Genomic DNA, 26,892 nt, shown 5'->3' on the forward strand with positions numbered 1-26,892 from the left:
CCTTCGAGGTTGATGATCAGTCCAATGCGCGGGTCACGACCTCGCGCACGTCGTTGGAGAGGTCGGCCTTGGCGGCCACGCGGGCCAGCGCCTCGCGCGCGGCCGTGCGGTAGGGCTCGGCCAGCTTCTTCCAGCGGTCCAGCGCACGCGCGAGCCGGGCGGCGACCTGCGGGTTGATGGCGTCGAGCTCGATCACGCGGTCGGCCCAGAACACGTAGCCGGCCGCGTCCGCGCGGTGGAAGCCGCCCGGGTTGGCATTGCAGTAGCTGAAGATCACGCTGCGCGCGCGGTTGGGGTTGCGCAGGTTGAAGTCGGCATGCTTCATGAGCTGCTTGACCGCCGGCAGCACGTTGCCGTTGCGGTCGGGGCTGCCGGCCTGCAGCGCGAACCATTTGTCCAGCACCAGGGCCTCGTCCTTGAACAGCGCATGGAAGCGCTGCAGGGCCGGAGCCGCGAGCTCGTGGGCGCTGGCCACCAGGGCCGACAGCGCATTGAAGCGGTCGGTCATGTTGCCGGCGTCCTTGAAGCGCTGGTAGGCCTTGCCGGGCCAGACGGTGTCGCCGCTCGTGCGTGCGGCCAGGCACAGCTGGGCCAGCGCCAGGCCGGCCAGAGCGCGACGGCCCGACGAACGCGGGTCGGGCTGGTAGGCGCCGTTGTCGCGGTGTTCCTCGTAGGCCCATTGCCAGTCCTCCAGCAGCGCCTCGGCGAGCTGCGCGCGCATGGCTTCGCGCACAGCGTGGATGCGCTGCGGATCGACCACGTCCAGCTGCTCGGCCAGGTAGGTCTCCGACGGCAGCGTCAGCACCAGTTCCTTGAAGGCCGCATCGAGCCGCGGGTGGCGCAGCACCTCGCGCATGGCGTCGATGAAGGCGGCGTCCAGCACCGTCTGGCCGTCGGCGAAGCCATCGTCGCCGATGGCCTTGAGCGCGCGGCGCAGGGCCAGGCGCTGGCCGGCTTCCCAGCGGTTGAAGGGGTCGCTGTCGTGCGCGAGCAGGGTCAGCAGCTGGGCGTCGCTGTAGTCGATGTCCAGGATCACCGGCGCCGAGAAGCCGCGCAGCAGCGAGGGCACGGGCTCGGCCGCGAGGCCTTCGAACACGATCTGGTGCTGCGCTTCGGTCATCACGAACAGCGCGGGCTGTTGCGTCTGCAGCTCCTGGCCATCGGCGCCCAGCAGGCCCAGCGCGACCGGGATCACGAAGGGCTCCTTGAGCGCCTGGCCCGGCGTGGGCGCGCAGCTCTGCGTGAGCGTGAGCGTGTAGCGGCCCGCGCCAGCGTCCCACTGGCCCGCGGCATGCACGCGCGGCGTGCCGGCCTGGCTGTACCAGCGCTTGAACTGCGGCAGCAACCGCGCGAGTTCGGAGCCCGGGTTGGCATCGGCGATCGCCTGGGCGAAGTCGTCGCAGGTCACGGCCTGGCCGTCGTGGCGCTCGAAGTACAGTTTCATGCCGGCGGCGAAACCGTCGCGGCCCACCAGGGTCTGCATCATGCGCACGACCTCGGCACCCTTCTCGTAGACCGTGACGGTGTAGAAGTTGTTGATCTCCACGTAGCTGTCGGGCCGCACCGGGTGCGCCATCGGGCCGGCGTCCTCGGGGAACTGCGCGGTGCGCAGCACGCGCACGTCCTCGATGCGCTTGACGGCGCGGGCCGAGGGCTCGGCGCACAGGTCCTGGCTGAACTCCTGGTCGCGGAACACCGTGAGGCCTTCCTTCAGGCTCAGCTGGAACCAGTCGCGGCAGGTCACGCGGTTGCCGGTCCAGTTGTGGAAGTACTCGTGGCCCACCACCGATTCGATATTGGCGAAGTCGGTGTCCGTAGCCGTGGCCTGGTTGGCCAGCACGTACTTGGTGTTGAAGATGTTGAGGCCCTTGTTCTCCATGGCCCCCATGTTGAAGTCGCTGGTCGCCACGATCATGAAGCGTTCGAGGTCCAGCGGCAGGCCGAAGCGGGCCTCGTCCCAGGCCACCGAGGCCATCAGCGACTGCATGGCATGCTCGGTCTTGTCCAGGTCGCCCGGGCGCACGTAGACCTGCAGCAAATGGTCGCCGCCCAGGCGCGAGCGGATGCGCTGCTCGCGCGCCACGAGCTTGCCGGCCACCAGCGCGAACAGGTAGCTGGGCTTCTTGTGCGGATCGACCCACTTGGCGTAGTGGCGGTTCTCGTTGCCTTCGCCTTGCAACGGCCCGTGCTCGACCAGGTTGCCGTTGGACAGCAGCACGGGGTAGGCCGTCTTGTCGGCCCGCAGCGTCACCGTGTAGCTGGCCATCACGTCGGGACGGTCCAGGAAGTAGGTGATGCGGCGAAAGCCCTCTGCCTCGCACTGCGTGAAGAATGAGCCGTTGCTGACGTACAGGCCCATCAGCTTGGTGTTCTTGGCCGGGGCGCAGGTGGTGAAGATCTCCAGCGCGAACGGGCCTTCCTCGGCCGCGGGCAGGTTCTCCAGCACGAGCTGGCCGCCTTCGATGCGGAACGAGGCGCCCTGGCCATTGACCAGCACGCGCGCGAGGTTCAGCTCCTCGCCGTCCAGCCGCAGGGCCTGGGCCGGCACGTCGGGGTTGCGGCGCAACACCATCTTGTTGAGCACCCGGGTCTTGGCCGGGTCCAGGTCAAAGCAGAGGTCGACCGTGTCGATCCAGAACGCCGGTGCCTGGTAGTCCTCGCGGCGGATCGCCACGGGGGCACTCTGCGCATCACGCAATTGCAACATCGAGCATCTCCAGAAAATTCGAATGGGCGAGTTCGTCGTAGTGGCGCACGGCCGCGATCACGTGCGGGCCGGCGAGTTCTTCGGCGCTGTGGGTGCTGCACACGGCCACGGCGCGCATGCCGCCGCGGCGCGCGGCTTCGATGCCGAAGGGCGCGTCCTCGAACACGATGCAGCGTTCGGGCGCCGCGCCGATGCGGCGCGCGGCTTCCAGGAAGATGGCTGGCGTGGGCTTGCCCGAGAGGCCCTCGTCGCCGCCGACGATGGCCAGGGGCAGCGGGTCCATCCCCAGGCGCGACATCACGAATGCGATGTTGTGCTTGTCGCCCGCGGTACCCACCGCCAGCTTGAGCCCGCGCGCCGCCGCGTGGCGCGCGAACGCCGTGAAGCCCGCCACCTCGCGGAATTCGGCTGCGAACAGCGCGCGGTAGATCTCTTCCTTCTCGTGCACGAAGGCCAGGGCGTCGGCCTCGGCCAGCGGACGGCCGAAGACCTCGGCCATGCACTCCACGCCGGTGCGGCCCGTGGTGCGCGCGAGGATTTCGGCCGCTTCCATCTGGATGCCGTGCCGGCGGCAGAACGCCACCCAGGACTTCGCATGCCAGGGCATGGAGTCGACCATGGTGCCGTCCATGTCGAAGATCAGGGCCTCGGTCTTCATCCTCAGATGCCTTGCTTGAGCGAGGCTTCGATGAAGGCGTCCAGGTCGCCGTCCAGCACCTTCTGCGTGGCCGAGATCTCCACGTTGGTGCGCAGGTCCTTGATGCGGCTGTTGTCCAGCACGTAAGAACGGATCTGGTGGCCCCAGCCCACGTCGGTCTTGCTGTCCTCCAGCTTTTGCTGCTCTTCCTGGCGCTTGCGCATCTCGTGGTCGTACAGGCGCGAGCGCAGGCGCTTCCAGGCCACGTCGCGGTTGCTGTGCTGGCTGCGGCCGTCCTGGCACTGCACGACGATGCCGGTCGGGATGTGCGTGAGCCGCACGGCCGAGTCGGTCTTGTTGATGTGCTGGCCGCCCGCGCCGGAGGCGCGGAAGGTGTCGGTGCGCACGTCGGCCGGGTTGATCTCGATCTCGATGGAGTCGTCGATCTCCGGGTAGACGAAGATGCTGGCGAAGCTGGTGTGGCGTCCGCCCGAGCTGTCGAACGGCGACTTGCGCACCAGGCGGTGCACGCCGGTCTCGGTGCGCAGCAGGCCGAACGCGTACTCGCCCTCGACCTTGACCGTGGCGCCCTTGATGCCGGCCGTGTCGCCCGGCGACTCGTCTTCCACCGTGGTCTTGAAGCCCTTGCGCTCGGCGTACTTGAGGTACTGGCGCAGCAGCATGCTGGCCCAGTCGCAGGCCTCGGTGCCGCCGGCGCCGGCCTGGATGTCGATGAAGCAGTTCAGCGGGTCGGCCGGGTTGCTGAACATGCGGCGGAACTCCAGCGCCTCGACCTCGGCCGCCAGCTTGGCGCCTTCGGCTTCGATGGTGGCCAGGCCGGCCTCGTCGCCTTCTTCCTTGCTCATCTCGTAGAGTTCGGTGTTGTCGGCCAGCTCCCGCGCGAGCCGCTCCAGCGTCACGACGACGTCTTCGAGCGCCTTCTTCTCCTTGGCGAGTTCCTGGGCCTTTTTGGGCTCGTTCCAGACCGCGGGGTCTTCCAGCGCGGCGTTGACGGTCCTCAGGCGTTCGGCTTTGGCATCGGCGTCAAAGATACCCCCGTAGTTCCTGGGTCCTGGCGGCCAGGTCCGTCAGTTGGGTGCCGATCTGGTTGATGTGTTCTGCGTCCATGGTGATCTCGCTCGGTTCGGTGGTGCCTTGCGGCAAAACGTGCGATTTTCTCATGCGCACCCCGCCGCCCGCCGAGTCCTTGCGGCGGGCAGGGGAGGGCGGCCGTTCAGGCGGCCGCGTGGGCGAGGCGAGGCTGGCCGGCGCCGAGCCGGAACACCGCCACGGCCTGGACCAGGTCATGAGCCTGGGATTTGAGGCTGCTGGCCGCGGCGGCGCTCTGCTCGACCAGGGCTGCGTTCTGCTGGGTGGCGTGGTCCATCTGCGTCACGGCCTCGCCGATCTGGGCCACGCCCGAGCTCTGCTCCTGGCTGGCGGCGCTGATCTCGCCCATGAGGTCGGTCACGCGCTGGATCGCCGCGACCACCTGCTGCATGGTGGCGCCGGCCGCGTCGACCTGGGCCGACCCTTCCTCCACGCGCGCGGTGCTGGTGCCGATCAGCGCCTTGATCTCGCGCGCGGCCTCGGCGCTGCGCTGGGCCAGGTGGCGCACCTCGCTGGCCACCACGGCGAAGCCGCGGCCCTGCTCGCCGGCGCGGGCGGCCTCCACGGCGGCGTTGAGCGCGAGGATGTTGGTCTGGAAGGCGATGCCGTCGATGGTGCCGATGATGTCGGCGATGCGGCGCGAGGCGTCGGCGATGCCCTGCATGGTCTGCACCACGCGGCCCACGGCGGCGCCGCCCTCGGCCGCGATGCGCGAGGCCTCCTGCGACAGGCCGTTGGCGCTGCGGGCGTTGTCGGCGTTCTGGCGCACGGTGGCACTGAGCTGTTCCATGGAGGCCGCCGTCTGCTCCAGCGCCGAGGCCTGTTGCTCGGTGCGCGCCGACAAGTCGTTGTTGCCCAGCGCGATCTCGGCGCTGGCCGTGGCCACGCCCTCGGCGTTCTGGCGCACGTTGCTGACCACGCTGGACAGCGCCCCCTGCATGGCATGCAAGGCGTTGAGCAGTTCGGCCACCTCGTCCTTGCCCAGCACCTGGGCGGCGGCGGTGAGGTCGCCGGCGGCCACGGCGCGCGAGACGGCCACGGCCCGGTCCAGCGGCCGCACGACCGAGCGGCTGAAGGCGATGGCCCCGCCGATGGCCAGCACGCAGACCACGGCCATGGTGGCCAGGCTGATGGACAGCGCCCGGCGCGACTGCGCAGCCGCCACCTCGGCGATGCCGCGGCTTTCTGCCGCGATCTTCTCGCCGGCCTGGTCCAGCAGCTGGGCCGGCTCGCGGTCCATGCCCTGTACGGCCTTGTCGCCGGCGCTCGATTCGAAGGCTGCGGCCTCGAAGGCCGCATAGCCCTTGCGGTAGCCCGCGCCCATGGTGGTGTGCGCTTCGCGAAAGCGCGCGATCAGCCGGCCGGCCTCGCGATCGCCCAGGGCGGCGGCGAGCTGCTGCGCGCCGCGGGCCACATCGGCCTCCTTCTTCTGGAAGGCGGTCCAGTAGCGTTCGCGCTGCGCCGGGTCCTTGCCGCGCAGCAGCACGTTCTTCCACTCCTGCACCTGGGTCTTGAAGTCGTTGAGCAGCCCTGCCACGTCACGCTCTTGGGCAGTGTGCGCACGCACGGTGGTCTCGTAGGTGGCAAGGCCCTGGTTGAGCTGGAACATGCCGAACAGAGCGGCGCAGAGCAGGGCGGCCAGTGCGGCGACGAAGGCCAGGGGGAGCTTGAGGCTCAGTTTCATGCAGTTCTCCGGAAGTTCCCGGAGGGCATTGGACGGCAATTGCAGGGCGACTGCAACGCCTTGTAACGTGCCCTGCTACGCGATGAAGCGCTCGATGGCCTGCGCCACCGCCTGCGGCTGGTCGTGCTGCAGCATGTGGCCCGCGTCGTCGATGCGCAACACCGTGCAATGCGCAATGTGCTCCAGCCGGCGGTGGTAGTCCTCCAGCGTGTAGCGTCCCTTCCACCATTGCGACAGGCTGTCGTCGGAGGCTTCCACCGCCAGCACGGGTGCCGTGATCGCGCGGTACAGCGCCAGCACCTCGTCCACGCGCATGGCCTGCGCGAAGATGGTCTTGTGCGCGGCATCGCCACGGATGCGCCATTCGGCGCTGCCATCGGCACGCCGTGTCTCGTGGGCCCACTGGCGCGCGAGCCAGTCGGCCTTGTCCTGCGGCAGCCGCCGGTTGGTCTTCATGAGCCGGCGCGCGACGCCATCGGCGCTGTCGTAGGGTGCCAGGCCCATCTCGCCGCGGTGGAACTGCTTGAGCTCGTCCATCCAGCGCGCGTAACGGCGCGGCGCTTCCTCGGGCCGGTGTTCGGGCGATCCGAAGCCCTCCAGGTTCACGAGTCGGCGGATGCGCGCCGGCCGCACGCCCGCGTACATCATGGCCACGTTGCCGCCCATGCTGTGGCCGACCAGGTTCACAGGCTGGTCGCCCGCGTAATGGTCGAGCAGGAAGTCCAGGTCGCCGAGGTAGTCGGCGAAGCAGTAGCTGTCCACCGGCGCGGCCTCGGTCAGGCCGTAGCCGCGCCAGTCGGGCGCGACGATGAAGTGGTCCTGGGCGAGCGCGTCCACCACGAACTGCCAGGAGGCCGAGACGTCCATCCAGCCGTGCACCAGCACCAGCGGCACGCGGCCGGGCGCGGGCTCGCCCCACAGGCGGACATGGGCGCGCAGCGTGCGCAGGGGGATCATGTCGCTGCGCGAGGGGCGAAGAGGCTGGTACATGGGCGGCGATGGTAGGGCAGGGGCGGCGCCGGGAACGGTCAGCCGCGCGACAGGAAAACTGCGACACTCGCGCGCTTCTTTAGGCTGTACCGACAAGCATCTCCATGCACACTGTTCCGCTGGGCCGCAGTGGCCTGCACGTGACGCCGCTCTGCCTGGGCACCATGACCTTCGGCGAGCAGGTCGACAGCGCCACGGCGCACACCATCCTGGACCGCTCGCTCGCGCTGGGCATCAGCTTCATCGACACGGCCGAGATGTACGCCGTGCCGGCACGCGCCGAAACCTATGGCGCGACCGAGACCATCCTCGGCGACTGGTTCGCGGCCCGCCCCGGCGTGCGCCAGCGCGTGCTGCTGGCGACCAAGGCGGCCGGGCCGCCGCGCGGCATGCCTTGGATCCGCCACGGCCGGGCCGAGTTCAAGGCCAGCGACATCGTCGAGTCGTGCGAAGCGAGCCTGAAGCGCCTGCGTACCGACGTGATCGATCTCTACCAGCTGCACTGGCCGGCGCGCAACCTGCCGTCGTTTGGCGCACGCTACTTCGATCCCGCGCTGGACAAGCCCGCGCCCGCGATCGAGGAGCAGCTGCGGGCGCTCGACAGCCTGGTGCGCGCGGGCAAGGTGCGCGCCATCGGCCTGTCCAACGAGACGCCCTATGGCGTGCACGAGTTCGTGCGCCTGGCCGAAAGCCAGGGGCTGGCGCGCGTGGCGTCCGTGCAGAACGCCTACTGCCTGATCAACCGCAGCGTGGAGCATGCGCTGGACGAAACCCTGCACCGGCTGGACGTGGGCCTTTTGGCCTACTCGCCGCTCGGCTTCGGCCTGTTGACCGGCAAGTACGACACGGGCGGCACCAGCGGGCCGGCAGCTCCGAGCGAGGCGCGCATCGCCCGCTATGCCTCGGTGCGTTCGGGGCGCTGGGGGCGCGATGCGGCGCTGGCGGCCGCGCGCCGCTACAACGCGCTGGCGCGCGAACTGGGACTCACGCCCACGCAGCTGGCGCTGGCTTTTTGCCGCAGCAAATGGCAGGTGACCAGCACCATCCTGGGGGTGACCAGCGTGGCGCAACTGGAAGAGGATGTGGCCGCCTTCCAGACCGAGCTGCCGGACGGCGCCATGGCCGCGCTGGACGCACTGCACCTGGAGCTGGGCGACCCGGCGCTCTGAGCATGGCCAAGCAGCACGTCTCCGAAACGCCGGCCACGCAGCTGCTGCGTGCGCACAAGGTCTTGTTCACCGAGCACCCGTACGAGTACCTGGAGCACGGCGGTGCCCAACACAGCGCCGAGGTGCTGGGGCTGGACCCGTTCACGGTCGTCAAGACCCTGGTCATGCAGGACCAGGATGCCAAGCCGCTGCTGGTGCTGATGCACGGCAACCGCAAGGTCTCGACCAAGAACCTCGCGCGCCAGATCGGCGCCAAGTCGGTCGAAGCCTGCGCGCCCGAGGTGGCGAACCGGCACAGCGGCTACCTGGTGGGCGGGACCTCGCCGTTTGGCACCAAGAAGCGCATGCCGGTCTACATCGAGGAGACCATCCTGGCGCTGCCGCGCATCGCCATCAACGGCGGGCGGCGCGGCTTTCTGGTCGGCATCGATCCCCAGGTCTGCGTGCAGTTGTTGGGTGCCAAGCCGGTGCAGTGTGGCCTGCCGCTGTGAGCGGCCTGTGACGGGCGGCGCTGGCACAATGCGCGCGCCTTTCGCCGGAGACATTTGCAACCCATGAATTCCTTCCTCGCCACGTTGGCCGCCTACCTGCTGGGTTCGCTGTCCTTCGCCGTGATCGTCAGCCGCGTGATGGGCCTGTCGGACCCGCGCAGCTATGGCAGCAAGAACCCCGGGGCGACCAATGTGCTGCGCTCGGGCAGCAAGGTCGCGGCCCTCGTCACCTTGCTGCTCGACGCGCTCAAGGGCTGGCTGCCGGTGGCGCTGGTGGTCTGGTATGGCGAACGCTTCGGCCTGCAGGAAGGCACGGTGGCGCTGGTCGGCCTGGCGGCCTTCCTGGGCCACCTGTACCCGGTGTTCTTCCGCTTCCAGGGCGGCAAGGGCGTGGCCACGGCACTGGGCGTTCTGTTCGGCGTGGACTGGCTGCTGGGCCTGGCAGCGGCACTGACCTGGCTCATCATCGCCTTCTTCTTCCGCTACTCCTCGCTGGCCTCGCTGGTGGCGGCCGTGTTCGCGCCGGTCTACTACCTGTTCGGCAACGGCCTGGCCTGGTATGCCGACAAGCGCATCGCGCTGGCCCTGGGCGCCATGGCGCTGTTGCTGTTCTGGCGCCACCGCGAGAACATCGGCCGGCTGGCCCAGGGCAAGGAATCGCGCCTGGGCAGCAAGAAGAAGTAGGCGGCGCTCAGGCCGCGTGCGTGCGTGCGGCCTGCAGGCCTTGGCGCAGCAGGGCCTGGTGGTTGATGCGCACGCGGTTGCGCAGCAACTCGGGTGTCAGCGCCGACTGGATGGCCGGGCCGCCCTGGCCGATGCGCAGAAGGCGCGGCGCCGCGAGCTTGTCGCCGCTCCTGCCCAGCACGGTGGCCACCAGCGGATGGTTGGCCTGGCGGCCGCGGCGCAGCACCAGGGCCACCTCGCCCGAATCCAGCCGCACGAAGCTGCCCGGCGGACACAGGCCCACGGCGCGCACCAGCGCCATGCCGGCGGCTTCGCGCGCGACGTCGCCGCGGCCCAGCATGGCGCGCACGGTCTCGATCACGCTGCGTGCCGCGCGCGACTTGCGCGGGCTGATCATGGCGGCGTAGCGGTCGACCACCTGCAGGATGCGGGCCAGGCGTTGCACCGGCGCCAGCGTGTCCAGTGCGGCAGAGGGCAGGCTTTCGTGGTGCAGGGCGACGACCTGCAGCCAGTCCGCATCGCCCACGCCCAGGCGGCCCAGCAGCATGCTGCCGGTCGCGGCATGGGCGTCGATCTGTTCCTTCTGCTCCGCGCTGGGCGCCTCGGTCTGCTCGGCCAGGCGGTTCTGCAGTGCCGTCATGGACAGGTTCATGGTCAGCGCCGCGCCCACCAGGCTGTCGCGCTCGGCCTGTGGCAGCGCCAGTTCGGCCGCCAGTACATGGCACAGCACGCCGCAGACCAGTGCGTGGGCGCTGCTGTAGCCCAGCGTGCGGTTGGCCGCGAGCTGGTACAGCAGGTACAGGCCGGTGTCCATGTCGTGTTGCAGCAGATCCTGCATCCAGCGGTCGTACTGCTGCACCTTGCGCGGGAACTCGGCCACCTGCCGGGGCCGCAGCAGCAGCGTGGACAGGCCGGCCTCGAGCTCGGACCACAGGCCCAGCAGGTCTTCGTATTCCGCTTCCTGCGGGTGGGGGACGGCGGTGGGCTGCATGGCCATCAGTAGCGCTGCTCCAGCACCATCTGCTGCGGGCCGCGGCTCATCTGGAAGCGCGCCAGCACGTTGTTGCCGAGCAGCACATAGGGCATGGGCTGGGGCACGACGGCGGCCTCGATGTCCGTGAGTTCGCTCTCGCCGATGCGCAGCGATGCCAGGCGCACGACCCACACCTGGGTGCTGCCGTTGGCCGTGCTGACGCGTGCCTGGCGGCCCTTGCGGTAGTCCAGGCCCAGGCGTTCGGCCTCGGTGGTGTCCAGTGCCACGGTGCTGGCGCCCGTGTCCACCATGAACTGCACGAGTTGGCCGTTGATGCGGCCCTGGCCCATGAAGTGGCCGCGGCCGTCGGCCTGCAGCACCACACGCCTGCCGGCGCCGGCCCCCGCCATGCTGACCGGCGAGGCGCCCAGGCGTACGCTGCTGCGGCGACCGCCGACCTCGATCTCGGCCTGCTCGCCCTGCAGCGCGAGCAGCTTGACGCCGCGCCAGCTCTCGCCGACGGCCAGGCTGCGCGGGCCGGCGCCGTCCACGACCAGCAGCGCGCGCTGGCCCAGCACGCCCGTCAGCGCCACGGACTGCGCCTGCGCCGGACCCAGCCCGGCGGCCAGCAGCAGGGCCGCCAGCGCGGCAGCCGGGCGCATGCGCATCAGTCCCTGAAGTTGTTGAACGACAGCGGGATGTCGGTGATGTCCTTGCGGATCAGCGCCATCGCGGCCTGCAGATCGTCACGCTTGGCACCGGTCACGCGCACGGTCTCGCCCTGGATGGCGGCCTGCACCTTGAGCTTGCTGTCCTTGATCAGGCGCTGCAGCTTCTTGGCCAGTTCGGCCTCGATGCCGTTGCGCACCTTGATCACGCGCTTGACCTTGTCGCCGCCCATCTTCTGCACGTCGCCCATGTCCAGGAAGCGCACGTCGACCTCCTGCTTGGTGAGCTTGTTGCGCAGCACGTCGGCGATCTGGTCGAGCTGGAAGTCGGCGTCGCCGATGACGGTGATTTCCTTGTCCTTGAGCTCGATGGCGGCCGAGGTGCCTTTGAAGTCGAAGCGGGTGCCGATTTCCTTGGCGCTGTTGTCCACAGCGTTGCGGACCTTGACGAGGTCGGCTTCACAAACGGTGTCGAAAGAAGGCATGGGTGAGGTTCCTGGAGGTTGCGCCGGGCCATGAGCGCGGGCGTCAGGGCCGGCATGCGATGCGACAATTCCGGGATGTTAGTCGAGATGAATGTGCCGCTGCGGGCCTACAACGCCTTCGGCATCGTCGCGCGCGCGCAGACCCTGGTGCGTGTGGCATCCGAGGCCGACGTGGCGGCCGTGCTGGCCGATCCGGAACTCGCCGCGCGCCCGAAGTTCGTGCTCGGCGGCGGCAGCAACATCGTGCTGACGGGCGACGTGCGCGCGCTGGTGCTCAAGGTGGAGATCATGGGCCGGCGCGTGGTCGCCGAGACCGACCGCGCCTGGATCGTCGAGGCCGGTGCCGGTGAGAACTGGCACGACGTCGTGGCCTGGACGCTCGCGCAGGGCATGCCGGGCCTGGAGAACCTTGCGCTGATCCCGGGAACCATGGGCGCATCGCCCGTGCAGAACATCGGCGCCTACGGCGTGGAACTGCAGGACCGTTTCGAGTCGTTGGACGGCATCGACCTCGCGACCGGCAAGGCCTTCACGCTGAACGCCGCGCAATGCGCCTTCGGCTACCGCGATTCGGTGTTCAAGCATGCGGCCGCCGAGCTGTCGGACTTCGGCCTCGCGGGCCGGGCGCTGATCACGCGTGTGCGGCTGCGCCTGCCCAAGGCCTGGAAGCCCGTGCTGGGCTACCTGGACCTGGAACGCAAGCAGGCCGAGACCGGCGTCGCCGCGCCCACGGCCCGGCAGATCTTCGACTGGATCTGCGAGATCCGGCGCCACAAGCTGCCCGACCCGCAGGTGATCGGCAACGCGGGCAGCTTCTTCAAGAACCCGACCGTGACGCCCGAGCAGTGCGCCGACATCATCGGCCGCGACCCGCGCGTGGTGCACTACCCGATGGCCGACGGCAGCATCAAGCTGGCCGCGGGCTGGCTCATCGACGCCTGCGGCTGGAAGGGCAAGAGCGTGGGCAATGCCGGCGTTTACGAGAAGCAGGCGCTGGTGCTCGTGAACCGCGGCGGCAAGGACAACCCCGCGACGGGCGGTGAGGTCATGACGCTGGCGCGGGCGATCCAGACCAGCGTCTACGAGCGCTTCGGCATCCGGCTGGAGCCGGAGCCGGTGGTGGTCTGATCGGGCGCCGTTCAGCCGTAGTGGCAGATGTAGTGGTACGGCCCGGTTTCGGCCGTCACGCGGATGTCGAACTTCGTGTTGCCCGGCACGCTGAATTTCTCGCCGGCGGCGGACTTGATCCAGCCGTCGGTGCCGGCCAAGCGGTATTCGCAGGCACCGCCCACGCATTCCATGATCTCGGGCGCGGCCGTGCCGAAGGTCAGTTCGGCCGGCAGGACCACGCCCACGCTCTTCTTGGTGCCGTCGGGGAAGGTGATGGCGTGGCTCACGCACTTGCCGTCGAAGTACACGTTGGCCTGGGTCGTGACGGTCACGCCGGCGATGCTGCTGGTGGTCATGGTCTCAAAAAGACAGAGTGAAAAAAACTAGTGGCGACGCGCGGCCCAGGCCTCGGGGGCGAAGCCTGCGGTCACACTGCCGTCGTCCCATTCGACGATGGGGCGCTTGATCGCGCTGGCCTGCGCGCGCAGCAGCGTGGCGGCGCTGGCCGCATCCTGCACGGCGGCCTGCTCGGCCGCGTCGAGCTTGCGCCAGGTCGTGCCCTTGCGGTTGAGCACGGTCTCCCAGCCGAGTGCGGCGATCCAGGCGTCCAGCTGCGGCGGCACGCCGGCCTTCTTGAAATCGTGGAAGGTGTAGGCGACGCCTTGCGCGTCCAGCCAGGCGCGCGCCTTCTTGACGGTGTCGCAGTTGGGAATGCCGTACAGGGTGGTCATGGCGGGCGATTATGGCGAACGCGTTTGCGACAATCCGGCCTCTATGCAAACCCTTGCTGAATGGCTCGCGCACTGCGAGCAACTGCACACCCGACCGATCGACCTGGGGCTGGAGCGCGTGCGCCAGGTGGCCGAGCGCATGCAGCTGCGCTTCGACTGCACCGTCATCACGGTGGCGGGTACCAACGGCAAGGGCTCGACCTGCGCCATGCTGGAATCCATCGCCGGCCAGGCCGGCTGGCGCACCGGCGTCTACACCTCGCCGCACCTCGTGCATTTCGAGGAGCGTTGCCGCATCGCAGGCCAGCCGGTGAGCGAGGCGGCGCTGCTGCCGCAGTTCGCGCGCGTGGAGGCCGCGCGCGGCGAGACCACGCTGAGCTATTTCGAGTTCACGACGCTGGCCATCCTGGGCTGCATGGCCGATGCCAAGCTGGACCTGGCGGTGCTGGAGGTGGGACTGGGCGGGCGCCTGGACGCCGTCAACGTGATCGATGCCGACTGCGCCGTGATCACGAGCATCGACCTGGACCACATGGAGTTCCTGGGCCCGGACCGCGAATCCATCGGCTTCGAGAAGGCCGGCATCCTGCGTCCGGGTCGCCCGGCCGTGGTCAGCGACCCGGTTCCGCCGGCCAGCATCGCGCGCCATGCGCAAGCCATCGGCGCCGACCTCTGGCAGTCCGGCGTGGACTTCAACTTCTCGGGCGACCAGCAGCAATGGGCCTGGGCAGGCCGCGGCAAGCGCTACAGCGGCCTGGCCTACCCGGCGTTGCGCGGTGCCAACCAGCTGCTCAACGCCGCCGGCGTGCTGGCCTCGCTGACGGCCGTGCGCGAGCGCCTGCCGATCCCGGCCCAGGCGGTGCGCGCCGGCCTCGCGCTGGTCGAACTGCCGGGGCGCTTTCAGATCGTGCCGGGCCAGCCCACGCTGGTGCTGGACGTCGCGCACAACCCGCATGCGGCGTCCGCACTCGCGGCCAACCTGGACGCGATGGGTTTTTTCCCCAACACGCATGCGGTCTTCGGCGCCATGGCCGACAAGGACCTGGACGGCATCCTGCGGCGCATGGGCCCGGTCGTGGACCGCTGGTACTTCTGCGATCTGCCGGGCCCGCGCGCGGCACGGGCCGACGATCTGCTGCAGCGCTGGCAGGCCCTCAACACGCGCAAGGACGCATCGGCCAGCCGGCATGCCGGCCCCACGCAGGCGCTGGCGGCGGCCGTGGCCGCGGCAGACCCCGCTGATAGAATCCTCGTCTTTGGGTCATTCCTGACCGTAGGTGGCGTGCTGGAGCAAGGCCTCCCCAAATTGCACGCCAAGCACCTCGGTAGCTGAACTCACTCCATGGCCTTTTTCAAGTTTCGCGCGCGCGGCCCCCAAGGCGACGAGCAGCCGGCCAGCCCTGCGGAAACCATCGACGACATGCGCCGCCGTGCGCGCCACCGGCTGATCGGCGCCACCGTGCTCGTGCTGGTGGGCGTGCTGGGATTCCCGCTGCTGTTCGATTCGCAGCCGCGGCCGATCCAGGTCGACATTCCCTTCAACATTCCCGACCGCGACAAGGCCCCAGTGCCGGGTGCCGGCGCCGGCGGCAAGGTGGCCCAGGCGGCGCCGGAGCCCGCACAGGCCACCGGCACCGTGGCCGCCGACGCGAGCCTGAACCCGAGGGAAGAGGTGCTGCCGCCGGCCCCGCCGCCAACCCGCAGCGAGCCCAAGGCAGAGCAGAAGGCTGAAGCCAAGGTCGAACACAAAGCCGAGCCGAAGGCCGAAGCCAGGAACGAGCCCCGGCACGAACCCAAGGCGGAGGCCAAAGCGCCTGCGCCTGCTCCGACCCCCGCGCCAGCCCCGGCCGCCGACAGCGGCGCGCGGGCGCGTGCGTTGCTGGACGGCAAGACCGCGGCGCCTGTCGCCGCGCCCGCCAGCGCCGCGGAGCAATCCGGTCGCTTCGTGGTGCAGGTGGGTGCGTTCGCCGATGCCGACAAGGCGCGCGAGACGCGCCAGCGCCTGGAGCGCGCCGGCCTCAAGACCTACACCCAGGAGGTGCAGACCAAGGAGGGCGCGCGCATCCGCGTGCGCGTCGGGCCCTACGGCGTGCGGGCCGAAGCCGACAAGGCGGCCGAGCGCATCAAGGCACTGAGCCTGCCGGCCTCGGTGCTCTCGCTCTGACGTCCGTGCATGCCTGTCCTCGACTGGATCCTGTTGGCCGTGCTGGCTTGTTCGCTGCTGCTGGGGGCCTGGCGTGGGCTGGTGTTCGAGGTGTTGTCGGTGCTGGGCTGGATCGCTGCCTTCGTGCTCGCGCAATGGCTAGCACCGGACGTGGCACCGCACTTGCCAATGGGCGGCGCAACCGCTACGGTGCGCTATGTGGCAGCGTTCGCGCTGGTGTTCGTGCTGGGCGCGTTCGCCTGCGGGTTGCTGGCCGCGCTGTTCAAGCGGCTGGTGCAGGCTGTGGGCCTGCGGCCGGTGGACCGTGTGCTGGGCATGGTGTTCGGCCTGTTGCGTGGCGCCATCTTGATTCTGGCGGCCGGCGTCATCATCTCCAACACGCCACTGCAGCGCGAGCCCTGGTGGCGCGAGTCCTACGGGGCCGGCATCACGGTGTCGGTGCTGCATGCATTCAAGCAGGCCCTGCCGAGCGGGCTTGCCGAGTATCTACCCTGAGTCCTGCGGCCTGAGCCTGGCCGCCCTTTTTACCTGCGGGATCAACCATGTGCGGAATCGTCGGCGTCGTCAGCAATGCCCCTGTCAACCAGCTGATCTATGACGCGCTGCTGCTGTTGCAGCACCGCGGCCAGGATGCGGCCGGTATCGTGACGCAGCAGGAGCGCAAGTTCTTCATGCACAAGGCCAAGGGCATGGTGCGCGACGTGTTCCGCACGCGCAACATGCGCGCGTTGCCCGGCAACTGCGGCCTGGGCCAGGCGCGCTATCCCACGGCCGGCAATGCCTACAGCGAGGAAGAGGCCCAGCCGTTCTACGTCAATGCGCCGTTCGGCATCGTGCTGGTGCACAACGGCAACCTGACGAACGCGCATGCGCTCAAGGCCGAGCTGTTCAGCACCGACCACCGCCACACCAACACCGAGAGCGACTCCGAGGTGCTGCTCAATGTGCTGGCGCACGAGCTGGAGCGCGCCACACGCGGCGTGCCGCTCAAGGTCGCCGACGTGTTCGCCGCCGTGCGTGCCGTGCACAAGCGCGTGCGCGGTTCCTATGCCGTGGTGGCGCTGATCGCGGGCTATGGCCTGTTGGCCTTCCGCGATCCCTACGGCATCCGTCCGCTCGTGATGGGGCGCAGCGGCGACACCGTCATGGTGGCCAGCGAGTCCGTCACGCTGGAAGGCACGGGCCACGATTTCGAGCGCAACGTGGAACCCGGAGAGGCCGTGTTTATCGACCTGCAGGGCCAGGTGCATGCCGAACAGTGCGCGGAGTCGCCCCGCCTGAACCCCTGCATCTTCGAGTACGTGTACCTCGCGCGGCCCGATTCGGTCATGGACGGCATCTCGGTCTACCAGGCCCGTCTGAACCTGGGCGAGGCCCTGGCCAAGCGCCTGGTTTCCACCTTGCCGCCGAGCAGCGTGGACGTGGTGATCCCGATCCCCGAATCCAGCCGCCCGAGCGCCATGCAGCTGGCGCAGCTGCTGGGCATTCCCTACCGCGAAGGCTTCGTCAAGAACCGCTACGTGGGCCGCACCTTCATCATGCCGGGGCAGGGCGTGCGCAAGAAGTCCGTGCGCCAGAAGCTCAACGCCATCGCCAGCGAGTTCAAGGACCGCAACGTGCTGCTGGTCGACGACTCCATCGTGCGCGGCACCACGAGCCGCGAGATCGTGCAGATGGCGCGCGACGCCGGTGCCCGCAAGGTCTACCTGGCCAGCGCCGCGCCGCCGGTGCGCTATCCCAACGTCTATGGCATCGACATGCCGACCAAGGACGAGCTGGTCGCCCATGGCCGCACGGTCGAAGAGGTGCGCGCCATCATCGGCTGCGACGCGCTGATCTACCAGGACGTGGACGGCATGAAGAAGGCCGTGGGTTCGCTGAACCCGGCCATCGCCGGCTTCGATGCCTCCTGCTTCGACGGCGTCTACGTGACCGGCGACATCTCCGACGGCGACATCGCGCGACTCAACGAGCGCCGCGTGGGCGGCAGCGAGGACGATGCCGACAGTTCTCGCCTGGCCCTGCCGAACGCCGAAGCCGCCTGATTTCCAAGCCCGACATGCCGACCACTTCCGTCCGTACCCGTTTCGCGCCGTCACCGACCGGCTTCATCCACCTGGGCAACATCCGCTCGGCGCTGTACCCCTGGGCGTTCGCGCGCGCCAGCGGCGGCACCTTCGTGCTGCGCATCGAGGACACCGACCTCGAGCGTTCCTCGCAGGCCGCTGTCGACGTGATCATCGAAGGCATGCGCTGGCTGGGCCTGGACCACGACGAAGGGCCGTTCTACCAGATGCAGCGCATCGCGCGCTACAAGGAAGTGCTGGCCCAGATGCAGGCGCAGGACCTGGTCTATCCCTGCTACATGGGCGTGGCCGAGCTCGATGCGCTGCGCGAGCGCCAGATGGCCAACAAGGAGAAGCCGCGCTACGACGGCACCTGGCGGCCCGAGCCCGGCAAGGTGCTGCCGCCGGTGCCTGCGGGCGTGCAGCCCGTGCTGCGCTTCAAGAACCCCCAGGGCGGCTCGGTGGTCTGGGAGGACAAGGTCAAGGGCCGCATCGAGATCCGCAACGAGGAGCTCGACGACCTCGTGATCGCGCGGCCCGATGGCACGCCGACCTACAACTTCTGCGTGGTCGTGGACGACATCGACATGGACATCACCCACGTGATCCGTGGCGACGACCATGTCAACAACACGCCACGCCAGATCAACATCTTCCGCGCGCTCGGCAAGGAGCCGCCGGTCTACGCGCACCTGCCCACCGTGCTCAACGAGCAGGGCGAGAAGATGAGCAAGCGCAACGGCGCCAAGCCCGTCACGCAGTACCGCGACGAGGGCTACCTGCCCGACGCCATGGTCAACTACCTCGCGCGCCTGGGCTGGAGCCATGGCGACGACGAAATCTTCAGCCGTGCCCAGTTCCTGGAATGGTTCGACCTGGACCACCTGGGCCGCAGCGCCGCGCAGTTCGACGAGGCCAAACTGCGCTGGGTCAATGCGCAGCACCTGAAGGCCACGGCCGACGAGGTGCTCGCACCGCTGGTGGCCGAGCAGTTGCACAAGCAAGGCATTGCCGCCGATGAACGCCTGCCCGCGATCTGCGGCCTGTTCAAGGACCGTTGCGACACCACCGTGGCGCTGGCTGAATGGGCCGCGGCCTTCTACCGCGGCGTGCAGCCCAAGCCCGAGGAGCTGGCGCAACATGTGACCGACGCCGTGCGCCCGGCGATCTCTGCGCTGGCCGACAAGCTCGAGGGCACGCCCTGGGACAAGCCGGCCATCGCCGCCGCGCTCAAGGAAGTGCTGATGGCCCACGGCCTCAAGATGCCGCAGCTGGCCATGCCGGTGCGTGTGCTGGTCATGGGCACGGCGCAGACCCCATCGCTCGACGCCGTGCTCGCGCTGTCGACGAAAAAAAATGTGATCGAAATATTGCGAAGTGCTTAAAAAGCGTTCTATAATTTGAGGCTCGATAGATGATGAGAATGCAAGTCAAGTGACTTGCAAGCGAGTCAAAAATTGACGACCACCCAAGGGGGTATAGCTCAGCTGGGAGAGCGCTTGCATGGCATGCAAGAGGTCAGCGGTTCGATCCCGCTTACCTCCACCAAGTGAGTTGTCGGTTCTGTCGAACGGATTCGTCCGCAGGTTTTGACCCTATCGTCTAGAGGCCTAGGACATCACCCTTTCACGGTGAGTACCGGGGTTCGAATCCCCGTAGGGTCGCCAAGTTCGTAGCGCTTGGGTTTGCGAAAGCAGCCGAAGCTACCTACCAGGAGTGGTAGTTCAGTTGGTTAGAATACCGGCCTGTCACGCCGGGGGTCGCGGGTTCGAGTCCCGTCCACTCCGCCAAATTTCCTTCGGGAAATCAACGGGCTTGCAGCAGCAATGTTGAAGCCCGTTTTATTTTGAAGACAGATGGTTCACCCGGGGGGTATAGCTCAGCTGGGAGAGCGCTTGCATGGCATGCAAGAGGTCAGCGGTTCGATCCCGCTTACCTCCACCACGTGAACCATCTCGTGGACCCTATCGTCTAGAGGCCTAGGACATCACCCTTTCACGGTGAGTACCGGGGTTCGAATCCCCGTAGGGTCGCCAAGTTCGTAGCGCTTGGGTTGCCGCACGGCGCCGAAGCTACCTACCAGGAGTGGTAGTTCAGTTGGTTAGAATACCGGCCTGTCACGCCGGGGGTCGCGGGTTCGAGTCCCGTCCACTCCGCCAAGAACGTCAACGGGTTACGCAAGCGATTGCGTAACCCGTTTGTCTTTGGTCGTGAAGGTGCGAGGTTCAGCCTTGCGCGCGGCGGGCACGGGCGCGCGCCAAGGCGGCTTCAACGATGGCCTTTCGGGGGGCGCTGTTCGGATCGACGGCTTGTGCGCTTCCAGGGGGCTGAGCAGGCAAAGGCGCAGGGGCCCGTTCCCGCGACGCATGGTGCGCATAGCGAGCCCTTGCCGCGGCCGCCTGGCCTTCTGACCACGCGGCCCAGCCGGTCCGGTTGCCGCTCGCCGGCTCCAGCCGGATGCAGTCGACCGGGCAGACCGGAATGCAGAGTTCGCAGCCCGTGCAATGGGCTTCCAGCACGGTGTGCATGGCCTTGTTGCTGCCGATGATCGCGTCGACCGGGCAGACCTGCACGCACAGCGTGCAGCCGATGCACCAGTTCTCGTCGACGAAGGCCATCTGGCGCGGCCCTTCGGTGCCGTACGCAGGATCGAGCGGCAGCGCGGCCTGCGCGGTCAACCGGGCCAGACGCTGCACCCCCTCGGCGCCACCGGGAGGGCAGCGGTTGATGGGGGCCTGTGTCTCGGCGATGGCTTGCGCGTAGGCGGCGCAATCAGGGTAGCCGCAGCGCGTGCACTGGGTCTGCGGCAAGGCCGCCAGCACGCGCTCGGCCAGGGCGGACACAGTGCTCAGACCGTGCTCGTCTTCTTGGCCGCGACGCGGGCGGCCGCGGTGCGCGCCACGGCGCTGCTGCGTGCAGTGCTCGGCTTGGCTGCGTGGTTGTGCGCGAGGATGAAATCGCGCACCTTGGGGTAGACGGTCTCGCGCCAGCGGCGGCCGCTGAAGATGCCGTAGTGGCCAGCACCCTTGACCTCGAAATGCTCGCGCTGGTCGGCGGCGATGCCGGTGCACAGGTCGTGCGCGGCGGCGGTCTGGCCGGAGCCGGAGATGTCGTCCAGTTCGCCTTCGACGGTCAGCAGAGCGCAGCCCTGGATGTCCTGCGGCTGGACCAGCTCGGAGACGCCCTTGGCGTTGCGGACCTGCCATGTGCCGTTGACGAGCTTGAATTCCTGGAACACCGTGGCAATGGTCTCCAGGTAGTAATCGGCGTCCATGTCGAGCACGGCGTTGTACTCGTCATAGAACTTGCGGTGGGTTTCGGCGCCGACGTCATCGCCCTGCAGCAGGTGCTCGAAGTAGTCGTAATGGCTCTTGGCGTGGTGGTCCGGGTTCATGGCCACAAAGCCTGCATGCTGCAGGAAGCCCGGGTACACGCGCCGGCCCGCGCCCGGAAAGCTCTGCGGCACGCGGTAGATCACGTTGTTCTCGAACCACTCGAAGCTCTTGTTCATGGCCAGGTTGTTGACGGCCGTCGGCGACTTGCGTGCGTCGATGGGGCCACCCATCATGGTCATGGACAGCGGCAGACGCTCGCCGCGCGAGGCCATCAGAGAAACGGCAGCCAGCACCGGCACGGTCGGCTGGCACACGCTCATCACATGGCAGTCGCCGTAGACGGACTGCAGATGGCGGATGAACTCCTGCACGTAGTTGACGTAGTCGTCCAGGTGGAACTCGCCATCGGCCAGTGGAACGGTGCGCGCGTTCTTCCAATCGGTGATGTAGACCTTGTGGCCGCCCAACATGGACTTGACGGTGTCGCGCAGCAGCGTGGCGTAGTGGCCAGACAGCGGGGCCACGATCAGTACGGCCGGCTGGCCCTTCAAGGTCGCCAGCGTGGCGCTGTCGTCGGTGAAGCGCTTGAAGCGGCGCAGTTCGCAAAACGGCTTGTTGATCTCCACGCGTTCGTGGATCGCCACATCGACCCCGCCGACCTTCACGGTCTGCAACCCGAACACCGGCTTCTCGTAATCCTTGCCGAGCCGGTACAGCAGGTCGTAGCCGGCGGCCACGCGCTGGGCGAACGGGTTCTGGCCCAGCGGCGACGCCGGGTTGCCGAACAGCTTGGAGGCGGCATTTGCGAACTCGGCAAATGGCTCCATGAGGGAGCGCTGGGCTTCGTAGATCTGGTACAGCATCGCAGGAAAGGGGAAGGAAGTGGGATGTGCAGCGCAAAACTTGCTGCACTGCAGCAATATAGCAGTTGTCACACCTCTTTGCACGACGGGAAACACCAAGACAGTGCGCAATGCGCCATTTGCGCACGTTAGTGCATTCCATCTTGCACGCCATCGGTGCGTCCAAAGGAAGGCGACCACCCGCCACTACACTGCCGGCCATGCTGAACGGTTTGTGGCTGGGCTTCTTTCTGACCGCGGCCGCCAGCGCGGCCTGGCGTTGGCTCGTAGGGGGCGAGGCCGAGGTCTTCGCCGCGATGGTGCAGGCGCTGTTCGCGATGGCCAAGCTGGCGGTGGAAGTCATGGTGCTGCTGTTCGGCACGCTGACGCTGTGGCTGGGGTTCCTGCGCATCGCCGAGCAGGCCGGCCTCGTCAACTGGCTCGCGCGGCTGCTGTCGCCCTTGCTGTGCCGGCTCATGCCGCAGGTGCCGCCGGGCCATCCAGCGCTGGGGCTGATCACGCTGAACTTCGCCGCCAATGCCTTGGGCCTGGACAACGCGGCCACGCCAATCGGGCTCAAGGCCATGCGCTCGCTGCAGGAGCTCAATCCCAGCCCGACCGTGGCCAGCAATGCGCAGGTGCTGTTCCTGGTGCTGAATGCCTCGGCGCTGACGCTGCTGCCGGTCAGCATCTTCATGTACCGCGCCCAACAGGGGGCGGCCGATCCGACGCTGGTGTTCCTGCCCATCCTGCTGGCCAATGCGGCCGGCACGCTGGTGGCGTTGCTGGCGGTCGCTGCCGTGCAGCGCCTGAAGCTGTGGGACCCGGTGGTGCTTGCCTACCTGGTGCCCGGCGCCCTGCTGATGGGCGGCTTCATGGCGCTGCTGGCGGGCCTGTCGGCCACGGCGCTGGCGGCGTTGTCCTCGCTGCTGGGCAATCTCACGATGTTCGGCATCGTGCTGCTGTTCCTGCTGGCGGGCGCGCTACGCCGCGTGCCGGTCTACGAGGCCTTCGTTGACGGCGCCAAGGAGGGCTTCGAGGTCGCCAGAAACCTGTTGCCCTACCTGGTCGCGATGCTGTGCGCGGTGGGCGTGCTGCGCGCTTCGGGCGCGCTCGACCTGGCGCTGGACGGCCTGCGCAAGCTGGTGGCGCTGGCGGGCTGGGACACGCGCTTCGTCGACGCCATGCCGACCGCGCTGGTCAAGCCGTTTTCGGGCAGCGCCGCGCGGGCGCTGCTGCTGGAGGCCATGCAGAGCCAGGGCGTGGACAGCTTCGCCGCGCTGCTGGCCGCCACGGTACAGGGCAGCACCGAGACCACCTTCTACGTGCTGGCCGTGTACTTCGGCGCCGTCGGCATCCAGCGCGCGCGCCATGCCGTGCCCTGCGCCGTGCTGGCCGACGTGGCGGGTATCCTGGCCTCCATCGGCGTCTGCTACTGGTTCTTCGGCTGACGCGACAAAAGAAAAACGCCGCGCGGTGCGCGGCGTCTTCAGCGGCATCCGTGGTGGGTCAGACGACCTTGGCGATGCTGGCGCAGACGTAGTCGATGTTCTTGCTGTTCAGCGCCGCCACGCACATGCGGCCGGTGTCGGTGCCGTAGACACCGAACTCGTTGCGCAGGCGCACCATCTGGTCCTTGGTCAGGCCCGAGTAGCTGAACATGCCGACCTGGGTCGTGATGAAGCTCATGTCCTGCTTGACGCCGGCGGCCTTGAGTTTCTCGACCAGGGCCACGCGCATCTGCTTGATGCGGGTGCGCATGCCGGCCAGTTCCTCCTCCCACAGCGCGCGCAGTTCGGGCGTGTTCAGCACCGCGGCCACCACGCTGCCGCCGTGCGTGGGCGGGTTGCTGTAGTTGGTGCGGATCATGATCTTGAGCTGGCTCAGCACGCGGTCGGCCTCGGCCTTGTCCTGGCACAGCACGGACAGCGCGCCGACGCGTTCGCCGTACAGGCTGAAGCTTTTGCTGAACGAGGTGGAGACGAAGAACGACAGGCCGGCAGCGAGCGCCTTGGCCACGGCCACGCCGTCTTCGGCAATACCCTGGCCGAAGCCCTGGTAGGCCATGTCCAGGAAGGGCACGAGGTTGCCGGCCTTCACCGTGGCGATGACCTGGTCCCACTGCGCGGGCGTGAGGTCGTAGCCCGTCGGGTTGTGGCAGCAGGCGTGCAGCACGACGATGGTGCCAGGTGCGGCGGCCTGGAGGTCGGCCAGCATGCCTTCGAAGTCGACGCCGCGCTTGGCGGCATCGTAGTAGCGGTGGCTCTGCACCTCGAAACCGGCCTGCGTGAACAGCGCGCGGTGGTTTTCCCAGCTCGGGTCGCTGATCAGCACCTTGGCGTTCGGGTTCAGGCGCTTCAAGAAGTCGGCGCCGATCTTCAGGCCGCCGGTGCCACCGAGACCCTGGACGGTGGCGACGCGGCCGCTCTTGACAGGCTCGCTGTCGGCCCCAAATACCAGGTTCTTGACGGCGCTGTCGTACGCGGCGATGCCGTCGATGGGCAGGTAACCGCGGGCCTTGGGCGCTTGCATCATGGCCTGTTCGGCCTTCTGCACGCAGGCCAGCAGCGGCAGCTTGCCGTTGTCGTCGTAATAGACACCGACGCCCAGGTTGACCTTGTTGGGGTTGGTGTCGGCGGCAAACTGCTCGTTCAGACCCAGGATCGGGTCGCGCGGTGCCATCTCGACGGCGGAGAACAAAGACATTGAAGTTCCTGCAGAGGGTTGTCGCTAGCGGGGAGGGCCGTGCTGCGCTAGCCTATCGGGTTGCCCCTCGCTTGCACTGCGCGAGGAAGCCGGCGACGGCCTTGCACCAATTTTAAGCATTCCTGTCACGATCGGATTTCCTGATGTCAGAAGTTCTGGACCCACCTTTCGACGAGAAGAAGGGCGAATTCGTCCGCTTCCCCGGTTCGCCGTTCGAGTTGTTCCAGCCCTACCCGCCGGCGGGCGACCAGCCCGAGGCGATCGACCAGCTGGTCGAGGGTGTGCGCGATGGCGAGGTGTTCCAGACCCTGCTGGGCGTGACCGGCTCGGGCAAGACCTACACCATGGCCAACGTGGTGGCGCGGCTGGGCCGACCGGCCATCGTGTTCGCGCCGAACAAGACGCTGGCAGCGCAGCTCTACAGCGAGTTCCGCGAGTTCTTCCCCAAGAACGCCGTGGAGTACTTCGTGAGCTACTACGACTACTACCAGCCCGAGGCCTATGTGCCGCAGCGCGACCTGTTCATCGAGAAGGACTCGGCGATCAACGAGCACATCGAGCAGATGCGGCTGTCGTGCACCAAGAGCATCCTGGAGCGGCGCGACGTGCTGATCGTCGCCACGGTGTCGGCCATCTACGGCATCGGCGAGCCCGAGAGCTACCACCGCATGATCATGACGCTGCGCGCCGGCGACAAGCTGGGCCAGCGCGACGTGATCGCCCAGCTGATCCGCATGCAGTACCAGCGCAACGAGCAGGACTTTTCGCGTGGCAAGTTCCGCGTGCGCGGCGACACCATCGACGTGTTTCCGGCCGAGCATTCCGAGCTCGCGATCCGCATCGAGTTGTTCGACGACGAGATCGAGACGCTGCAGCTGTTCGATCCGCTGACCGGCCGCATCAAGCAGAAGATCCCGCGCTTCACGGTCTACCCGAGCAGCCACTATGTGACGCCGCGCGACAAGGTGCTCACGGCCGTGGAAACCATCAAGCTGGAGCTCAGCGAGCGGCTCCAGCAGTTGGTGGGCGCCGGCAAGCTGGTCGAGGCGCAGCGCCTGGAGCAGCGCACGCGCTTCGACCTGGAGATGCTCAGCGAGGTCGGCCACTGCAAGGGCATCGAGAACTACACGCGGCATCTGTCCGGCGCCGCGCCGGGCGATCCGCCGTCGACGCTGACCGACTACCTGCCCAAGGACGCCGTGATGTTCCTGGACGAAAGCCATGTGCTGATCGGCCAGCTTGGCGCCATGTACAACGGCGACCGCTCGCGCAAGACCACCCTGGTGGACTATGGCTTTCGCCTGCCCAGCGCGCTGGACAACCGGCCGCTCAAGTTCGAGGAATTCGAGCAGCGTATGCGCCAGGTCATCTTCGTGTCGGCCACGCCGGCCGATTACGAAAAGACCCATGCCGGCCAGGTGGTCGAGCAGGTGGTGCGGCCGACCGGGCTGATCGACCCCGAGGTGGAGGTGCGCCCGGCCGCGACCCAGGTCGACGACGTGCTGCAGGAGATCCGGCTGCGCGTGGAGCGCGACGAGCGCGTGCTGATCACCACGCTGACCAAGCGCATGGCCGAGCAGCTCACCGACTACCTGGCCGACAACGGCGTCAAGGTCCGCTACCTGCACTCGGACATCGACACGGTGGAGCGCGTGGAGATCCTGCGCGATCTGCGCCTCGGCAGCTTCGATGTGCTGGTCGGCATCAACCTGCTGCGCGAGGGCCTCGACATCCCCGAGGTCTCGCTCGTCGCCATCCTGGACGCCGACAAGGAAGGCTTCCTGCGCTCGGAGCGCTCGCTGATCCAGACCATCGGCCGCGCCGCGCGCAACCTGCAGGGCAAGGCCATCCTCTACGCAGACCGCATCACCGACTCGATGCGCCGCGCCATCGACGAAACCGAACGCCGGCGCGCCAAGCAGATGGCGCACAACACGGCCGAGGGCATCACGCCGCGCGCCATCGTCAAGAAGGTGCGTGACCTCATCGACGGCGTCTACAGCGAAAAGAGCGGCAAGGAGGCCGAGCGCATCGAGCAAGCCGCGCTGCAGCGCGCCAAGGTCGAGGACATGAGCGAGAAGGACGTGGCGCGCGAGATCAAGCGGCTCGAAAAGCTGATGCTGGAACACGCCCGCAGCCTCGAGTTCGAAAAGGCCGCCCGCGTGCGCGATCAGCTGGCGCAGCTCAAGGCCCAGGCCTTCGGCGCGGCGGGGGATGACCACATCCCGGGCGTCTGAGCCTTAATCCGAGCGATTCAATAGGGATTTCTGCTATACTTGAGTTAATTGATCGGGAACAAAAGCGCATCGAAGAAGTCCATCGCTGAGGGCTCCAAACCGC

At 68.0% G+C, this 26,892-nt stretch carries 24 protein-coding genes and 6 tRNA genes; 17 read left to right on the forward strand and 13 right to left on the reverse strand.

What is annotated here, in order from left to right; genetic code table 11:
• Positions 1 to 16: 16 nt before the first annotated feature.
• The 5 genes from pepN to IE209_RS11410 form a co-directional block, all read right to left on the reverse strand.
• A complete protein-coding gene (pepN, locus tag IE209_RS11390) occupies positions 17 to 2,707 on the reverse strand; it encodes an aminopeptidase N (RefSeq protein ID WP_189687069.1) in 2,691 nt (896 codons plus the stop codon).
• Positions 2,691 to 3,365, reverse strand: coding sequence for an HAD family hydrolase (locus tag IE209_RS11395; protein ID WP_189687070.1), 675 nt, complete (start codon positions 3,363 to 3,365; stop codon positions 2,691 to 2,693). The genes pepN and IE209_RS11395 overlap by 17 nt, the downstream gene beginning before the upstream one ends.
• 2 nt (positions 3,366 to 3,367) lie before the next feature.
• A protein-coding gene (gene prfB, locus IE209_RS11400) for a peptide chain release factor 2 (protein WP_145546416.1) occupies positions 3,368 to 4,472 on the reverse strand; the annotation gives its coding sequence in 2 pieces (ribosomal slippage) (positions 3,368 to 4,390 and positions 4,392 to 4,472; 1,104 coding nt in all).
• Positions 4,473 to 4,578: 106 nt separating this feature from the next.
• Complete coding sequence (locus IE209_RS11405; RefSeq protein WP_189687071.1) at positions 4,579 to 6,138, reverse strand: methyl-accepting chemotaxis protein; 1,560 nt, start codon at positions 6,136 to 6,138, stop codon at positions 4,579 to 4,581.
• A 75-nt stretch (positions 6,139 to 6,213) separates the two neighbouring features.
• Positions 6,214 to 7,128, reverse strand: a complete 915-nt coding sequence (locus tag IE209_RS11410) for an alpha/beta fold hydrolase (RefSeq protein ID WP_189687072.1) — start codon at positions 7,126 to 7,128, stop codon at positions 6,214 to 6,216.
• Between the two features lie 104 nt (positions 7,129 to 7,232).
• Between IE209_RS11410 and IE209_RS11415 the strand changes: the two genes are divergently transcribed.
• The 3 genes from IE209_RS11415 (at position 7,233) to plsY (ending at position 9,472) form a co-directional block, all read left to right on the forward strand.
• Complete coding sequence (locus IE209_RS11415; protein ID WP_189687073.1) at positions 7,233 to 8,297, forward strand: aldo/keto reductase; 1,065 nt, start codon at positions 7,233 to 7,235, stop codon at positions 8,295 to 8,297.
• 2 nt (positions 8,298 to 8,299) lie between these two features.
• On the forward strand, positions 8,300 to 8,788 hold the full coding sequence (locus IE209_RS11420) for an aminoacyl-tRNA deacylase (protein WP_189687074.1): 489 nt from the start codon (positions 8,300 to 8,302) through the stop codon (positions 8,786 to 8,788).
• A 63-nt stretch (positions 8,789 to 8,851) separates the two neighbouring features.
• Positions 8,852 to 9,472: a glycerol-3-phosphate 1-O-acyltransferase PlsY gene (gene plsY / locus IE209_RS11425; RefSeq protein WP_189687075.1), complete on the forward strand. Its 621-nt coding sequence runs from the start codon at positions 8,852 to 8,854 to the stop codon at positions 9,470 to 9,472.
• Positions 9,473 to 9,479: 7 nt separating this feature from the next.
• Here plsY and IE209_RS11430 read toward each other — a convergent pair whose 3' ends face one another.
• The 3 genes from IE209_RS11430 to IE209_RS11440 are packed head-to-tail and all read right to left on the reverse strand — an operon-like array spanning position 9,480 to position 11,598.
• Positions 9,480 to 10,469, reverse strand: coding sequence for an HD-GYP domain-containing protein (locus tag IE209_RS11430; RefSeq protein ID WP_189687076.1), 990 nt, complete (start codon positions 10,467 to 10,469; stop codon positions 9,480 to 9,482).
• Positions 10,469 to 11,107, reverse strand: coding sequence for a retropepsin-like aspartic protease family protein (locus IE209_RS11435; RefSeq protein ID WP_189687077.1), 639 nt, complete (start codon positions 11,105 to 11,107; stop codon positions 10,469 to 10,471). The genes IE209_RS11430 and IE209_RS11435 overlap by 1 nt, the downstream gene beginning before the upstream one ends.
• A 5-nt stretch (positions 11,108 to 11,112) precedes the next feature.
• The gene (locus IE209_RS11440) at positions 11,113 to 11,598 is read right to left on the reverse strand and encodes a YajQ family cyclic di-GMP-binding protein (RefSeq protein ID WP_145546423.1); all 486 of its coding nucleotides are present in this window, start codon (positions 11,596 to 11,598) and stop codon (positions 11,113 to 11,115) included.
• 75 nt (positions 11,599 to 11,673) lie between these two features.
• On the opposite strand from IE209_RS11440, the gene murB reads away from it, so the two are divergent.
• Positions 11,674 to 12,726 carry a UDP-N-acetylmuramate dehydrogenase gene (gene murB, locus IE209_RS11445; protein ID WP_189687078.1) on the forward strand — a complete coding sequence of 351 codons (1,053 nt, stop codon included), beginning with the start codon at positions 11,674 to 11,676 and terminating at the stop codon, positions 12,724 to 12,726.
• A gap of 11 nt (positions 12,727 to 12,737) precedes the next feature.
• Here murB and ppnP read toward each other — a convergent pair whose 3' ends face one another.
• Together ppnP and IE209_RS11455 are read right to left on the reverse strand one after the other, a co-directional pair.
• On the reverse strand, positions 12,738 to 13,064 hold the full coding sequence (ppnP, locus tag IE209_RS11450) for a pyrimidine/purine nucleoside phosphorylase (protein ID WP_189687079.1): 327 nt from the start codon (positions 13,062 to 13,064) through the stop codon (positions 12,738 to 12,740).
• A 27-nt stretch (positions 13,065 to 13,091) separates the two neighbouring features.
• Positions 13,092 to 13,439, reverse strand: coding sequence for an ArsC family reductase (locus IE209_RS11455; protein WP_189687080.1), 348 nt, complete (start codon positions 13,437 to 13,439; stop codon positions 13,092 to 13,094).
• A gap of 43 nt (positions 13,440 to 13,482) precedes the next feature.
• On the opposite strand from IE209_RS11455, the gene folC reads away from it, so the two are divergent.
• The 11 genes from folC (at position 13,483) to IE209_RS11510 (ending at position 19,828) form a co-directional block, all read left to right on the forward strand.
• Positions 13,483 to 14,772 (forward strand): bifunctional tetrahydrofolate synthase/dihydrofolate synthase, encoded by a 1,290-nt coding sequence (gene folC / locus IE209_RS11460; protein ID WP_189687081.1) that lies wholly within the window; start codon positions 13,483 to 13,485, stop codon positions 14,770 to 14,772.
• A 9-nt stretch (positions 14,773 to 14,781) separates the two neighbouring features.
• Positions 14,782 to 15,603, forward strand: coding sequence for an SPOR domain-containing protein (locus tag IE209_RS11465; protein WP_189687082.1), 822 nt, complete (start codon positions 14,782 to 14,784; stop codon positions 15,601 to 15,603).
• A gap of 9 nt (positions 15,604 to 15,612) precedes the next feature.
• On the forward strand, positions 15,613 to 16,098 hold the full coding sequence (locus tag IE209_RS11470; RefSeq protein ID WP_189687083.1) for a CvpA family protein: 486 nt from the start codon (positions 15,613 to 15,615) through the stop codon (positions 16,096 to 16,098).
• A 47-nt stretch (positions 16,099 to 16,145) separates the two neighbouring features.
• Positions 16,146 to 17,648, forward strand: coding sequence for an amidophosphoribosyltransferase (purF, locus tag IE209_RS11475; RefSeq protein WP_189687084.1), 1,503 nt, complete (start codon positions 16,146 to 16,148; stop codon positions 17,646 to 17,648).
• Between the two features lie 14 nt (positions 17,649 to 17,662).
• A complete protein-coding gene (gene gltX, locus IE209_RS11480) occupies positions 17,663 to 19,054 on the forward strand; it encodes a glutamate--tRNA ligase (protein WP_189687085.1) in 1,392 nt (463 codons plus the stop codon).
• 87 nt (positions 19,055 to 19,141) lie between these two features.
• A tRNA-Ala gene (locus IE209_RS11485) sits at positions 19,142 to 19,217 on the forward strand.
• Positions 19,218 to 19,260: 43 nt separating this feature from the next.
• A tRNA-Glu gene (locus IE209_RS11490) sits at positions 19,261 to 19,336 on the forward strand.
• Positions 19,337 to 19,382: 46 nt separating this feature from the next.
• A tRNA-Asp gene (locus IE209_RS11495) sits at positions 19,383 to 19,459 on the forward strand.
• A 78-nt stretch (positions 19,460 to 19,537) separates the two neighbouring features.
• Positions 19,538 to 19,613, forward strand: a tRNA-Ala gene (locus IE209_RS11500).
• Positions 19,614 to 19,629: 16 nt separating this feature from the next.
• Positions 19,630 to 19,705: transfer RNA gene (locus IE209_RS11505), tRNA-Glu, on the forward strand.
• 46 nt (positions 19,706 to 19,751) lie between these two features.
• Positions 19,752 to 19,828: transfer RNA gene (locus IE209_RS11510), tRNA-Asp, on the forward strand.
• A gap of 66 nt (positions 19,829 to 19,894) precedes the next feature.
• On the opposite strand, the gene IE209_RS33805 is transcribed toward IE209_RS11510, so the two are convergent.
• A complete protein-coding gene (locus IE209_RS33805; protein ID WP_229882808.1) occupies positions 19,895 to 20,512 on the reverse strand; it encodes an RnfABCDGE type electron transport complex subunit B in 618 nt (205 codons plus the stop codon).
• 5 nt (positions 20,513 to 20,517) lie between these two features.
• Positions 20,518 to 21,867, reverse strand: a complete 1,350-nt coding sequence (locus tag IE209_RS33810) for a polyhydroxyalkanoate depolymerase (protein ID WP_229882809.1) — start codon at positions 21,865 to 21,867, stop codon at positions 20,518 to 20,520.
• 200 nt (positions 21,868 to 22,067) lie between these two features.
• On the opposite strand from IE209_RS33810, the gene IE209_RS11520 reads away from it, so the two are divergent.
• Positions 22,068 to 23,297: a spore maturation protein gene (locus IE209_RS11520; RefSeq protein ID WP_189687087.1), complete on the forward strand. Its 1,230-nt coding sequence runs from the start codon at positions 22,068 to 22,070 to the stop codon at positions 23,295 to 23,297.
• A gap of 58 nt (positions 23,298 to 23,355) precedes the next feature.
• On the opposite strand, the gene IE209_RS11525 is transcribed toward IE209_RS11520, so the two are convergent.
• On the reverse strand, positions 23,356 to 24,552 hold the full coding sequence (locus IE209_RS11525; RefSeq protein ID WP_189687088.1) for an amino acid aminotransferase: 1,197 nt from the start codon (positions 24,550 to 24,552) through the stop codon (positions 23,356 to 23,358).
• Positions 24,553 to 24,695: 143 nt separating this feature from the next.
• Here IE209_RS11525 and uvrB point away from each other — a divergent pair, with 143 nt between their 5' ends.
• Complete coding sequence (gene uvrB / locus IE209_RS11530) at positions 24,696 to 26,789, forward strand: excinuclease ABC subunit UvrB (RefSeq protein WP_189687089.1); 2,094 nt, start codon at positions 24,696 to 24,698, stop codon at positions 26,787 to 26,789.
• The last annotated feature ends 103 nt before the right edge of the window (positions 26,790 to 26,892 follow it).

It is taken from the genome of Pseudorhodoferax aquiterrae, assembly GCF_014652235.1.
GTDB classification, from domain to species: Bacteria; Pseudomonadota; Gammaproteobacteria; order Burkholderiales; family Burkholderiaceae_C; genus Pseudorhodoferax; species Pseudorhodoferax aquiterrae.